The sequence below is a fragment of the Streptomyces malaysiensis subsp. samsunensis genome (assembly GCF_024519315.1).
Taxonomy (GTDB): Bacteria; Actinomycetota; Actinomycetes; order Streptomycetales; family Streptomycetaceae; genus Streptomyces; species Streptomyces malaysiensis.
Genome location: NZ_JANIIC010000129.1, coordinates 1 through 11,971, shown reverse-complemented (window position 1 = coordinate 11,971; position 11,971 = coordinate 1). Strand labels below are relative to the sequence as shown.

The following is an 11,971-nucleotide window of genomic DNA, read 5'->3' as shown; positions in this document are numbered from 1 at the left end:
TAGGGCTGGGCGCGCCTAGGGCCGGGCGCTGGACGCTGGTGCGTTGAGGTTCTCGTGGACCGCGCGGGCGATGCCCTCGATGTTGGCGATGCCGTCGTCCATCGTGGCGTTGTCCTGCGTGAGCACCGTGATCGTGTAGTCGTGGTCACCGCCGGTGAAAGCGCCGAGGCTGTGCACACGCCAGCCGTTCGTGGCCCGCTCCAGCCAGCCGTTCTTCACATGCACCTGTGCGTCGCCCGGCGCACCGGCCGGGGTCCCCCAGCGCTGCGAGGGGATGACCTCGCCGGTCAGCTTCAGGATGTAGGCGCGGGAGTCCTCGCCGAGCACCGGGTTCGCGTGGGTCACCAGTTGGAGGAGCTTCTCCTCATCGTTCGCGGTGATCTGGGTGAGCCCCCAGTGCCCCTCACTGTCGAGGACGGTGTTGGTCATCCCCGCGGCCAGCAGAAACGCGTTGACCTTGGCCGCCCCGAGCTGGTTCCACAGCGCGGTGGTGGCATCGTTGTCGGACTTCGTGATCATGGCGGTGGCACGGTCCTTCTCCTCCTGCGTCAGGGCGCGATCGTCCTTCTGCGCGTCCCACAGCAGCGTGGCGAGCACGGTCACCTTGACCGTGCTCGCGGAGTCGAACTTCCGGTCCGCGTCGAGAGCGCAGGTGGTGTTCGTGGTGCGGTCGTGGAGGCTGATCGCCGTCGTGGCGGAGGCGCCGTCCAGTGCGGAGTTGATGTCCTCGGAGAGCTTCTCGGCGAGTTCCGGCTTGTCCGAGGCGCAGATCGCCGCCTGCGGGGTGGCCGCGTGAGCCGACCCCACCGAGACGACCGTCGGCACGAGTGCCCCCGCGGCCAGCGCCGCTCTTGACGCCAGGGTGGTACGGGGAAGCTGGGATATTCGTCGGTGTCGCCCCATGGCGTGCTCGTCCATTCGTTCGCGGTGCGTTTCCTCACGCGGGGACTTCGCTCCATCGCGAAGATGTCCCGGTGCTCTGGCTCTGGATGACGAGCCGGGGACGGGTGAGGTTCAGCGACGCGTCCGAGTCTCACAAGATCGCTCCACAATGGACACAGCATCGCTGAGCGCCGGGAGCCCCTGCCCCGTACGCACGGTTCCGGCCGGGGGCGCCCTTTCGCCCCTCGACCACTCCTACGTAAGATCAGCCGGTCATCACCGCGACGGGAGACAGGAAGCCGGTGCGATTCCGGCACGGTCCCGCCACTGTGACCGGGGAGTGCAACCCTTCGACATGCCACTGCGCACCGCGTGGGAAGGCCGGGGGAACGTCGATCCGGGAGTCAGGACACTGGCCTGTCGCGGGCCCGTTCCGAGGAGCGCGGACTCCCCAGGAGGCTCTACGTGTACGACGGCATGTCCCGTCCTGTTTTCTCTCCCCCGGCGTTTCCCCGCCATCGCGCCCTGCGCGTCGCCGCCGCCGTCGCCTTGTCCACGACCCTGCTGACCGGCTGCGCCGGAGGCGAGGGCCCCGCGGACGAACCGGCGAGCGCGGCGTCGTCGCTCAAGGGCTTCCCCGTCACCATCGACAACTGCGGGACCCGCACCACGTACGAGAAGCCGCCCGAGCGGGCGGTCACCATCCATCAGCACCCCGCCGAGCTCATGCTGGCCCTCGGTCTGAAGGACCGTATGGTGGGCACCGCCTTCTCCGACTCGGCCGTTCTGCCGCGGTACCGGAAGGACTTCGCGGCCATTCCCGAACTGGCCAAGAAGGAACCGTCCTTCGAGACCGTCCTCAACGCCGATCCGGACTTCGTCTACGGCGGCTACGGCAGCGCGTTCGCCGGGAACGAGGGCCGTTCCCGCAAGGCGTTCGCGGAGGCGGGCATCGACACGTACCTCAACCGCGAGTACTGCGGCGAGAAGCGCGTGTCGATGAAGGACACCTACGACGAGATCCGTGCCATCGGCGCGATCTTCGGAGTGCGGGGGCGCGCCGACAAGGTGGTCGCCGGCCTCCAGCGGCGGGTCGAGCGGACCACCCGGGCGGTGCGGGGCGCACGGGCCGTGCCGGTGTTCGTGTACGACAGCGGGGACAAGGCGGCGTTCACCGCGGGCGGCAAGGGTCTGGGCACCGAGATCATCCGGCTGGCCGGCGGCCGGAACGTGTTCGACGACCTCGACGAGGTCTTCGGTGACGCGTCGTGGGAGCAGGTCGTCGCCCGCAAACCCGAGGTCATCGCGATCTACGACTACGCGGGTGCCGGGAGCGTCGAGCGGAAGAAGCGGTTCCTGCTCTCGCAGCCCGCACTCGCCGACGTCCCCGCCGTGAAGAACAAACGGTTCGTCGTGCTTCCGCTGACCGCGACGGTCGTCGGCGTCCGTCCGCCCTACGCGGCCTCGGATCTGGCGCGCGCACTGCACCCCGAGAAGTTCCGGTGACGGACACCGTACGGAACGCTCCGGCGACGGGTACCGGCCCCGGACGCAAGAGCGGTGAGGGCGGGGCGCGCCGTGTGTCCTTCGCCATGGTCCTGGCGGCGCTCGGCATCCTGCTCCTGGTCTCCGCCACGGCGGGCATGGCCATCGGTTCGGTCCATGTGCCGCCCGGTGAGGTGTGGCGCATCGTGACGCACGCGCTCGGCGCCGACTGGTCGGCGCCGGTCCCGTCGCGGGCACACGAGACGATCGTGCTGAAGGTGCGGGCTCCGCGGGTGGCGCTCGGGGCCGTGACGGGTGCCGGGCTCGCGGTGGTGGGTACCGCCATGCAGGCGCTGGTGCGCAATCCGCTCGCGGAGCCGTATCTGCTGGGGGTGTCCTCCGGGGCCTCGCTCGGTGCCGTCGTCGTGATCGTCTTCGGGGTGAGCCTGCTCGGGCCGGTGTCGCTGTCGGCCGCCGCGTTCGCCGGTGCGCTGCTCACGCTGCTGCTCGTGTACACCACGGCCCGGGCCGGCGGCCGTATCACCTCGGCCCGGCTGGTGCTGTCGGGGGTCGCGGTGGCGTCGGTCCTCACCGCGGTGATGGATCTGCTGCTCCTGACCACCGGCCGGGGCAACGAGGCGCGGGCGGTTCTCGCCTGGACGCTCGGTGGCCTCGGTGGCGTCCAGTGGGGCACGCTGTGGCTGCCGGGCGCGGCCCTGCTGCTCGGCACCGTCGTCCTGGTGGTCCAGGCCCGCTCGCTCAACCTGCTTCTGGCGGGCGAGGAGGCCGCCACCACGATGGGGTTGGACGTGGCCCGGTTCCGTGCCCGGATGTTCGTCCTGCTGTCCCTGGTCACCGGGGTCCTGGTGGCGGCGGCCGGGCCGATCGGCTTCGTCGGCCTGATCCTCCCTCATATCGTGCGGCTGTTCGTGGGCGGCGACCACCGCCGCGTACTGCCGACCGCCGCACTGGCCGGAGCGGTGTTCCTCATCTGGGCCGACGTCGCCGCGCGCACGGTCGCCGCCCCGATGGAGATCCCCGTCGGGGTCCTGACGGCCCTGTGCGGAGGGCCGTTCTTTCTGTGGCTGATGCGCCGGGACGCCCGGCGCGACGCCGATCGAGGAGTGGGATGAGCGCGACCGAACTCGCCGTCGAGGGGCTGACGCTCACCGCCGGCGCACACCACCTCGTACGGGACGTCTCCCTGACCGCCCGGCCCGGGGAGGTCATCGGCCTCGTCGGCCCCAACGGAAGCGGTAAGTCCAGTCTGCTGCGCGCGGTCTACCGCGTGCTGCGCCCCGACACGGGGTGCGTACGCGTGAACGGGGCGGACGCCTGGTCGCTGCCGGTACGGCGGCTGGCCCGCACTCTGGCCGCCGTGGTCCAGGAGTCCGGCGCCGGCATCGACCTGACCGTTCGCGAGGTCGTCGCGATGGGCCGTACCCCGCACAAACGCCTGCTCGACGGCGACACCGCCGAGGACGCCCGGCTCATCGGCGCGGCCCTGGAGGCGGTCGACGCCGCCGGTCTGGCCGGCCGCTCCTTCGACCGCCTCTCCGGAGGCGAACGCCAGCGCGTGCTCATCGCCCGTGCCCTGGCCCAGCAGCCCTCCCTGCTGGTCCTGGACGAACCGACCAACCACCTGGACATCCGCCACCAGCTGGATGTGCTCGGCATTCTGCGACGGCTGCCCGCCACCGTTCTGGTGGCCCTGCACGACCTCAACCTCGCCGCGTACTACTGCGACCGCCTCTACGTCCTGCGCGCCGGCGAGGTCATCGCGTCAGGGACACCCGCGGAGGTGCTCACCCCGTATCTGCTCGCCGAGGTGTACGGGGTGACGGCCGAGGTCGCCGTCCACCCGCGCACGGGGGCACCTCAGGTGACCTTCCTCCCGGGGGAGCCCACCGCGGCGATCCGGCCCGTGGCGCCTCCTCCCCACCGGCCCGCTCAAGAGGGTTCCGGGGGCACCTCGCCGCTGCCCGAGGAGCCGGGTGGGTCGAGTCGGTAGCCGTGTCCGCGCAGGGTGGTGAGGTCGGGCAGGGTCACGGGCTCGGGCGTGGCGGAGGCCGCGGTCTGCAACCGGCGGCGTAGCGAGGAGATGGTGACGTCGAGGGTCTTGGTCGGTCCGTACCAGTTCTCGTCCCACACCTGCGCCATGAGCGATTCGCGGGAGACGGCCTCCCCCGGGTGCCGGGCCAGGACGGCGAGGAGTTCGAACTCCTTGGGGCGCAGCTCGACCTCCTGATCGCGCAGGAGGCAGCGGCGCGCGCCGGTGTCCACGGTCAGGTCTCCGATCCGGACCGGTTCGCCCGGTCCCGCCGGGGCGGGCGGGCGGCGGCGCAGATGGGCGCGGAGGCGGGCGAGCAGCACGGTCAGGCTGAAGGGTTTGACCAGATAGTCGTCCGCGCCCGCGTCCAGGCCCACGATCACATCGATCTCCTCGCTGCGGGCGGTCAGGATCAGGATGAGGACGTCGGGATACTCATCGCGCAGCTGCCGGGCCACATCGATGCCGTCCACATCGGGAAGGCCGAGGTCGAGCAGGACGACGTCGATGGGGAGCCGGGCCGCCTCGGCCAGACCGGAACCGCCCGTGCGGGTCCAGGCCACGGCGTAGCCATGCGACCGCAGCCCCGCCTCCACATGCCGCCCGATCACCTCGTCGTCCTCGATGAACAGAACGGACACCGCGTCCTTGGCCCCTGTCGCCCGCATGCTCCGAAGCGTAGAGCGGGGCCCGCCCGGTGGCGCGCGGACGGGCCGCCGTCGGAGTCGGCCGGGCCTCCGTCGGCGGGGCGGCGAGCCTGATGGAGCCCCGGAACGGCGGCGAGGGCGCGCGCCGGAGCCGGACGCCGGGACGTGCCCGTGTTCATGATGGGCGTATGAGACAGCGCGTGATGCGGGTGGCCGTGGTGGCGGTGCTGGTGGCACTCGTCCTGCTGGCCACGCCGCTGGCGCTCGGGATCCAGACGTCCTTCTTCGCGGACGAGCGGGATGAGCTGGAGCGCACCGCTCTGGCGGCCGCGGTCCACGTACCCCCGTTCGTGGTGGGCGGCCATGTGGGACTGCCCCCTCATGAGCGGGGCATCGACGTCGGGGTGTACGACCTGTCGGGGCGGCTGCGCAACGGCAGCGGCCCCAGGGCGGACGCGGTCGCCCGGACGGCCCGGAAGGGGCTCGTCGTCCGGGGGCGCGGCGACCACCGGCTCGTGGTCGCCGTGCCCCTGTCCACCGGGGAGCAGGTGATCGGCACGGTCCGTGCCTCGTCCAGCACCGCGGAGGTGTGGCGCCGTATCGTCCTGGCCTGGCTGGGCCTGGCCGGTATCGCCCTGGTGGCGCTGGCCACGGCCGTCGCGGTGGCACGCCGCCAGGCCCGCACGCTCAGCGCACCCCTGGAGGCGCTGTCGGCGAAGGCCGGAGCGGTGGCGGACGGGGATCTGACCGCACGTGCCGAGGGCAGTGCGATCGCGGAGATCGACCGGGTGGCGCGCACCCAGAACACCATGGTCGAGCATCTGACCAGATGGCTCGAGCACGAGCGCCACTTCAGCTCCAACGCCTCCCATCAGTTGCGCACCGCGCTGGCCGGTCTTCAGCTGGGTCTGGAGGCGGCCGCCACCGGCCCCGACGCGGAGCAGCGAGCGGCCGTGACGGAGGCCCTGGAGCAGGTCCGGCATCTTCAGCGGACCGTGGACGAGGTGCTCCGGCTCGCCAGGGCGACGCCACGCCCCGGTGTGCCCACGACCGCCCGGCCCGCCACCGAGGTGGTCGAGGGTGTGGAGCGCCGCTGGCACGGCACGTTCGCCACCGGGGGCCGGCGTCTGGGCGTGGCCGTGGAGCCCGGCGCCCGGGGGCTGTCCATCCCCGACCGGGCCGCCGAGCAGATCCTGGACGTGCTGCTGGACAACGCCCTGCGGCACGGCCGCGGCACGGTCCGGGTCACGGTGCGCGAGACGGGAGGGGCGGCGGCCGCCGTGGACGTGTCCGACGAGGGCTCGCTGGAGCTCGGCCTGCGGGCCGTCTTCGAGCGGGGCGCGACCACCTCGCGGGGTGGCAGTGGCATCGGTCTGACACTGGCGCGGGAGCTGGCCGAGGCGGCCGGGGGCAGGCTCACCCTCGGCCGGTCGGAGCCCACCACCTTCACCCTGCTGCTGCCGGTCACGGAGCCACCGCCGTCAGACGGGTGGGTCCCACGGAGACGTCCCGACGGGCGATGTCCTATGGGCGATGTCCCTCAGGTGTGACGTCCCATGGGTGCGGCGTGGCCGACCGCCCGCGACACGTTTTGCCGTCGTCTAACCCCCGTCGCGGCGGACCTTAACCGCCCCCTTCCTAGCGTGGAAAACGTCAGGGGCCGCCTGGACGGAAAGCGTCATGGACCGGCGAACCGCCGTGGCCGCCAGGGGCCCTGAGGGTGAGGGACCGGCCACCGGCCGCCCGCTCCCGGTCCGGGCCCTGGTGGCGCACCGGTCGGCGAACCGGCCGCCGACCGCGCCCGCCGACCCTCGACACAACCGTGTGGAGGCTTCTCATGATCACGTCCCTCCGGCCCGTTCCGCGGATGGCACCTCATGTCAGCGGCGATCTGCCCGGCCCCCGCTCCGCCGCTCTCCTCGCCCACCAGGAGCGGTGGGAGTCCGGCGCCCGGACCTATCCGCGCCATCTGCCCATCGCCCTGGCCGAGGGCTCGGGCAGCTTTGTCCGGGATGTCGATGGAAATGTCTTCATCGACTTCCTCGCCGGGGCCGGGGTGCTGTCCCTGGGCCACAACCATCCGGAGCTGGTGCGGGCCGTTGAGCGGCAGCTCGGCTCGCTGACCCACGGTCTGGACTTCCCCACGCCCGCCAAAGACGCCTTCGCCGAGGCACAGCTGTCGATGCTGTCGCCCGAGCGGCGGCACCACACCCGGCTCCACTTCTGCGGGCCGACCGGGGCCAACGCCGTCGAGGCCGCCGTCAAACTCTGCAAGATCGCGACCGGCCGGGGAGACCTCATCTCCTTCCAGGGCGCCTTCCACGGCAGTACCCACGCCACCATGGCGCTCAGCGGGCTGGTGTCCCAGAAGGCACCCGTGCGCGACGGCATGCCCGGGGTGCACTTCTTCCCCTATACCGCCGACGGCCGGGCCCCGGACGACCGCTCCATGAGCGGCGCCGACCTGCTGGAGCAGGCGCTGCGGGACAGCAACGGCGGTATTCCACCGCCCGCCGCGGTGATCATGGAGATGGTGCAGGGCGAAGGCGGAAACAACGTCGCCCGCGCCGACTTCGTCCGCAAGGTGCGCCAGGTGACCCGTTCGCTGGGCATCCCCCTGATCGTCGACGAGGTCCAGACCGGCTGCGGACGCACCGGCACCTGGTTCGCGTACGAAAGCTACGGCATCGAACCCGATGTCATCGTGGCGTCCAAGGCACTGAGCGGCATCGGTCTGCCGGTCGCCCTCATCCTGTACGACACCGCGCTGGACACCTGGGCGCCCGGTGCGCACATCGGGACCTTCCGCGGCAATCAACTGGCCTTCGCCGCCGGAGTGGAGGCGATCCGTGTCATCCGGCGCGACGACATCCTCGGCAACGTCCGCCGGCGGGGCGCGCAGCTCGCGGACCGGCTCGGCCGGCTGACCCATGTCCCATGGGTCCGTGAGGTGCGCGGCCGCGGGCTGATGTGGGGCATCGAACTGGCGGACCCCCGCAACGGCCGTCCCGCGTCCTCGGTCGCGTCCGCCGTGCAGCGCCACGCGCTGCGCCACGGCCTGATGGTCGAACGCGGTGGGCGCGACGACGCCGTGGTACGCCTCCTGCCCCCGCTGAACGTCACCGCCGAGGTCATGGACATGGCCTGCTCGATCCTGACGGCCGCCGTCCTCTCCTGCACCACCCGGGCCACCGTTCCCTGAGAGGGGTGCTCCCATGGCCCTGATCGTCCAGAAGTACGGTGGGTCCTCGGTGCGGACCACCGACCGGATCAGGCGCGTCGCCGAACGCGTCGTGACCACCCACGAGGCCGGGCACGATGTCGTGGTGGTGGTGTCCGCGATGGGTGACACCACCGACCGGCTCCTCGGCCTGGCGCGGGAGATGGATCCGTTGCCCCCACCGCATGAGCTGGATCTGCTGCTGACCACGGGTGAGCGGGTCTCCAACGCGCTGACCGCGATGGCGATCCATGCGCTGGGCGCCCCGGCCCGCTCCTTCACGGGCCCGCAGGCGGGGGTGATCACGACCTCCCCGCACGGCGAGGCGCGGATCATCGATGTCCGGCCGTGGCGCGTACGGGAGGCGCTGGACCACGGCACCATCGCACTGGTCGCCGGGTTCCAGGGCCTGAGCCGGGACACCGAGGAGATCACCACGCTGGGCCGGGGCGGCTCCGACACCACGGCGATCGCCCTGGCCGCGGCGCTGAAGGCCGACGTCTGCGAGATCCGCACCGATGTGAACGGGGTCTACACCACCGATCCCAGGGCCGTGCCCGACGCCAGGCTGCTGCGCCACCTGACCTATGCGCAGATGCGGAAGCTGGCCGCGAGCGGTGCCAGGGTGCTGGCACTGAGCAGTGTGGACTACGCCTCCCGCCACGGGGTGACCGTCCATGTGCGGTCCTCCTACGACGACCGCCCCGGCACCGTGGTGTCCGACTCGGTGGAGAAGCGAGTGGAGTACATCGTGCCCGGCCGTGGCACCCCGAGCCGGTCCCCCTTGCTGCCCGCCCTGGGCGCCGCACTGTCCGGCGCCGCCCTCGCGCTGCTGGCCGGGGCTCAGCCGTCGCTTCCCGCCGACGGCGCGGCGGGCGCGTCGCGCCCGGACACCGGCCGGTAGGTGCCGGAGGGCGGGACCGGCTGCCGCAACCCGTTCTCCAGCAGCGCGAACGCGTGTTCCGTGTCGGCCACCGCACCCGCATAGCGCTCGTCGGCCGACTCGCCGTACGCCAGGCGTCCGGCGTTGTCCTGTGCCAGCGCCCAGTGGACCGCGACGATCTGGACGGCGGCGAGCCGCGCGGTGAGTTCCGGAGTGTCCGCCGTCTCTCGCAATGCCTGGGCGAGCGCGCGTTCGGCACCGGTCTTGAACCGCTCCATCCGGGCCACCAGCGAAGGCGTGTCGAGGATCATGCGGGTGAGCCTGAGCACCGCGGGCAGGTCGTTGAGCCCGGTGATCGGGTCCCGCTCGCGCAGCCCCTTGAGGAAGTGCTCGCGCAGCGCCGTCAGCGGGGCGGTGCGAGGTGGGCGGGCCCGTACGACGCGGGCGGTTTCGGTCTCGTGGTCGGCGAGGCGATGCACCACGAGGTCTTCCTTGGCCGGGAAGTAGGCGAAGAGCGTCCGTTTGGACACTTCGGCCGCCTCGGCCACCTGGGCCACCGAGACCTGGCTGAAGCCGTGTTCGAGGAAGAGCCTGATCGCCGCGTCGGAGATCGCCGCGTGGGTCCGCTGCTTCTTTCGTTCCCGTAGCCCTGGCTTGCCGTCCACGGCGCTCACCGTAGCAGAAAACTGCCCTGAGAGGATTTCTGCACCTGGTATACATTTACCTCGAGGCGAGAGATGAGAAGGAGTGCCGATGTTGACGGAGAGCACGACCGAGGTCGTCATCGCGGGCGCCGGTCCGACCGGACTGACGCTGGCGTACGAACTGGCTCTGGCCGGGGTCGAGACCCTGGTCCTGGAGAAGCTGCCCCAGCGCATCGAGCAGGTGAAGGGCGGCGGGATCCAGCCCCGCACCGCTGAGCTGCTGGAGTTGCGCGGGCTGCTGGAGCCGCTGCTGCGGCGGGCCGTGTCGCGTGATGCGGTGGGTGGCCATTTCGCGGCCCTGCCCGTGCCCTTGGACTGCTCCCCCTGGGGGACCAGGCACCCTTTCCCGCTCGCGATCCCCCAATGGGAGATCGAGGCGGTGCTCGAAGAGCGCGCGGTCGCCGCCGGCGCGCGGGTTCTGCGCGAGACCACCGTCTCGGGGGTCGAGCCGGACCGCGACGGTGTGGTGGTGACGGCGGGCGGGCTGCGCGTGCGGGCGGGCTATCTGGTGGCGTGCGACGGCGGCCACAGCACGGTGCGGAAACTGCTCGGCCTGCCGTTTCCCGGTCGGCCGGGGACGCATCAGGCGGTGCTGGCCGACATCCGTCTGTCCGCCGTTTCGCCGCTGGTGCCGCGGCAGATGGGGCATATGAGCACCCTGACCCGCCATGCGGGCGGTTACTGGTCCATGCTGGTCCCCCTCGGCGGCGACCGGTACCGGATCACCTTCGGACACGCGGACCAGACGGACCTCGACCGCGACACCCCCGTCACCCACGAGGAGATCGCCACCGCGCTGCGGGCCGTGTACGGCGAGGAGACCACCCTCGGCGCCGTGGACAACTCCTCGCGGTTCGGCGACGCCACCCGACAGCTGGAGCACTACCGCGCGGGCCGTGTCCTGTTCGGGGGCGACGCCGCACACATCCACCCGCCGCTGGGCGGCCAGGGTCTCAACCTCGGCATACAGGACGCGTTCAACCTCGGCTGGAAACTGGCCGCGACCGTCCAGGGCCGGGCACCGAGCGGCCTCCTGGACACCTACCACACCGAACGGCATCCGGTCGCGGCCCAGGTCCTGCACCACACCTCGGCGCAGCGCGTCCTGGCGGATCCGAACCCGAGCGAGGACGTGGCCGCGCTGCGCGAGATCGTCATCGACCTGTTGCGCCTGCCCGACGCCAACCGCCATATCGCGGGACTGATGTCCGGGCTCTCGCTGCGCTACCCGCTGTCCGGCGACCATCCGCTCACCGGACAGCGCGTGCCGGACGCCGACCTGGTCACCGAAGCCGGTGCCACCCGGCTGTCGGCACTGTTCGGCTCGGGCCACGCCGTTCTGCTCGATCTGGCCGGAACCGTCCCGGTCGACCTCCGGCTCCCGCCACGAGTCGACCTCGTCCGCGCCACAAGCCCGGCCGATCTGGGCGCAGCCGCCCTGCTCATCCGCCCCGACGGCTATGTCTCCTGGGCCGCCGACGGCTCCACGGACCACGGCGATACCCTGCTCGCCACGATCGCCGGCGACCTTGCGACGATGCCCTGAACCGGGTGCGGGGTCACGGCGGAGTCCGGGTACCGCATGCGCGTCGACGCCGCGCCGGTCCGATATCGCCCGCCGCCACCGTGCGGCGGGCCGCGACACATCTGAGGTGGTCCTACTGAGCAGCGAATCGGCCCCGGAGGCCGCCCCCGCCCATGCGATGTTCGCCGCCGACGCGGCATCCCGTGCCATGGGCATGGAGCTCCTGGAAGCGGGGGACGGCTCGGCCGTTGTCCGGATGACCGTGACAGCGTCCATGGTCAACGGCCACGGCATCGCCCACGGCGGATTTGTCTTCACTCTCGCCGACACGGCGTTCGCCTGCGCATGCAACAGCCACGGCCCGGTCACCGTCGCCGCGGGCGCCGACATCGCGTTCGTCGCGCCCGCCAGGGACGGCGACGTACTGACGGCATCCGCCCGCGAACGCGCCCGCTTCGGCCGCAGCGGCATCTACGACGTGACGGTCCTGCGCGGTGAGACCGTCATCGCCGAATTCCGCGGCCGCAGCCGTGTCATACGGAACGCCCCGGAGGAATGACCCGGGGCGGGGTCGA

Annotated in this window: 10 protein-coding genes, 1 pseudogene and 1 riboswitch; of the genes and pseudogenes, 8 read left to right on the top strand and 3 right to left on the bottom strand. The window is 71.9% G+C overall.

Features of this window, described 5'->3' with window-relative positions; genetic code table 11:
- Positions 1 to 15: 15 nt before the first annotated feature.
- Positions 16 to 903: a serine hydrolase gene (locus tag NQU54_RS47220; RefSeq protein WP_257636427.1), complete on the bottom strand. Its 888-nt coding sequence runs from the start codon at positions 901 to 903 to the stop codon at positions 16 to 18.
- Positions 904 to 1,135: 232 nt separating this feature from the next.
- Positions 1,136 to 1,317: riboswitch (cobalamin riboswitch) on the top strand.
- Positions 1,318 to 1,347: 30 nt separating this feature from the next.
- Here NQU54_RS47220 and NQU54_RS47215 point away from each other — a divergent pair.
- The 3 genes from NQU54_RS47215 to NQU54_RS47205 all read left to right on the top strand — a co-directional run bounded on the left by NQU54_RS47215 (position 1,348) and on the right by NQU54_RS47205 (position 4,378).
- The gene (locus NQU54_RS47215) at positions 1,348 to 2,388 is read left to right on the top strand and encodes an ABC transporter substrate-binding protein (RefSeq protein ID WP_372506429.1); all 1,041 of its coding nucleotides are present in this window, start codon (positions 1,348 to 1,350) and stop codon (positions 2,386 to 2,388) included.
- Positions 2,389 to 2,462: 74 nt separating this feature from the next.
- Positions 2,463 to 3,500, top strand: a complete 1,038-nt coding sequence (locus NQU54_RS47210) for a FecCD family ABC transporter permease (RefSeq protein ID WP_257636429.1) — start codon at positions 2,463 to 2,465, stop codon at positions 3,498 to 3,500.
- Entirely contained in the window at positions 3,497 to 4,378 is an 882-nt protein-coding gene (locus NQU54_RS47205) for an ABC transporter ATP-binding protein (RefSeq protein ID WP_257636426.1), read from the top strand. The genes NQU54_RS47210 and NQU54_RS47205 overlap by 4 nt, the downstream gene beginning before the upstream one ends.
- Here NQU54_RS47205 and NQU54_RS47200 read toward each other — a convergent pair.
- Positions 4,318 to 5,085 (bottom strand): response regulator transcription factor, encoded by a 768-nt coding sequence (locus NQU54_RS47200; RefSeq protein ID WP_257636425.1) that lies wholly within the window; start codon positions 5,083 to 5,085, stop codon positions 4,318 to 4,320. The genes NQU54_RS47205 and NQU54_RS47200 overlap by 61 nt on opposite strands.
- A gap of 167 nt (positions 5,086 to 5,252) precedes the next feature.
- Between NQU54_RS47200 and NQU54_RS47195 the strand changes: the two genes are divergently transcribed.
- From NQU54_RS47195 to NQU54_RS47185, 3 genes and pseudogenes are all read left to right on the top strand, one after another.
- Entirely contained in the window at positions 5,253 to 6,614 is a 1,362-nt protein-coding gene (locus NQU54_RS47195; protein WP_257636424.1) for a sensor histidine kinase, read from the top strand.
- Between the two features lie 287 nt (positions 6,615 to 6,901).
- Positions 6,902 to 8,266, top strand: coding sequence for an aspartate aminotransferase family protein (locus NQU54_RS47190; protein WP_257636423.1), 1,365 nt, complete (start codon positions 6,902 to 6,904; stop codon positions 8,264 to 8,266).
- Positions 8,267 to 8,279: 13 nt separating this feature from the next.
- Positions 8,280 to 9,017 (top strand): annotated as a pseudogene (locus NQU54_RS47185) (aspartate kinase); the annotation flags it as partial.
- 110 nt (positions 9,018 to 9,127) lie between these two features.
- Here NQU54_RS47185 and NQU54_RS47180 read toward each other — a convergent pair.
- On the bottom strand, positions 9,128 to 9,841 hold the full coding sequence (locus tag NQU54_RS47180) for a TetR/AcrR family transcriptional regulator (RefSeq protein ID WP_372506428.1): 714 nt from the start codon (positions 9,839 to 9,841) through the stop codon (positions 9,128 to 9,130).
- 79 nt (positions 9,842 to 9,920) lie between these two features.
- On the opposite strand from NQU54_RS47180, the gene NQU54_RS47175 reads away from it, so the two are divergent.
- Positions 9,921 to 11,417 (top strand): FAD-dependent monooxygenase, encoded by a 1,497-nt coding sequence (locus NQU54_RS47175; protein ID WP_257636421.1) that lies wholly within the window; start codon positions 9,921 to 9,923, stop codon positions 11,415 to 11,417.
- A 157-nt stretch (positions 11,418 to 11,574) separates the two neighbouring features.
- The gene (gene paaI, locus NQU54_RS47170) at positions 11,575 to 11,955 is read left to right on the top strand and encodes a hydroxyphenylacetyl-CoA thioesterase PaaI (protein WP_257636428.1); all 381 of its coding nucleotides are present in this window, start codon (positions 11,575 to 11,577) and stop codon (positions 11,953 to 11,955) included.
- The last annotated feature ends 16 nt before the right edge of the window (positions 11,956 to 11,971 follow it).

Bases quoted from the DNA above. Each gene is read 5' to 3' on its own strand.
- paaI (WP_257636428.1), top strand. From the start codon at position 11,575: ATGTTCGCCGCCGACGCGGCATCCCGTGCCATGGGCATGGAGCTCCTG.
- NQU54_RS47200 (WP_257636425.1), bottom strand. From the start codon at position 5,085: ATGCGGGCGACAGGGGCCAAGGACGCGGTGTCCGTTCTGTTCATCGAG.
- NQU54_RS47220 (WP_257636427.1), bottom strand. From the start codon at position 903: ATGGGGCGACACCGACGAATATCCCAGCTTCCCCGTACCACCCTGGCG.
- NQU54_RS47195 (WP_257636424.1), top strand. From the start codon at position 5,253: ATGAGACAGCGCGTGATGCGGGTGGCCGTGGTGGCGGTGCTGGTGGCA.
- NQU54_RS47205 (WP_257636426.1), top strand. From the start codon at position 3,497: ATGAGCGCGACCGAACTCGCCGTCGAGGGGCTGACGCTCACCGCCGGC.
- NQU54_RS47175 (WP_257636421.1), top strand. From the start codon at position 9,921: ATGTTGACGGAGAGCACGACCGAGGTCGTCATCGCGGGCGCCGGTCCG.
- NQU54_RS47190 (WP_257636423.1), top strand. From the start codon at position 6,902: ATGATCACGTCCCTCCGGCCCGTTCCGCGGATGGCACCTCATGTCAGC.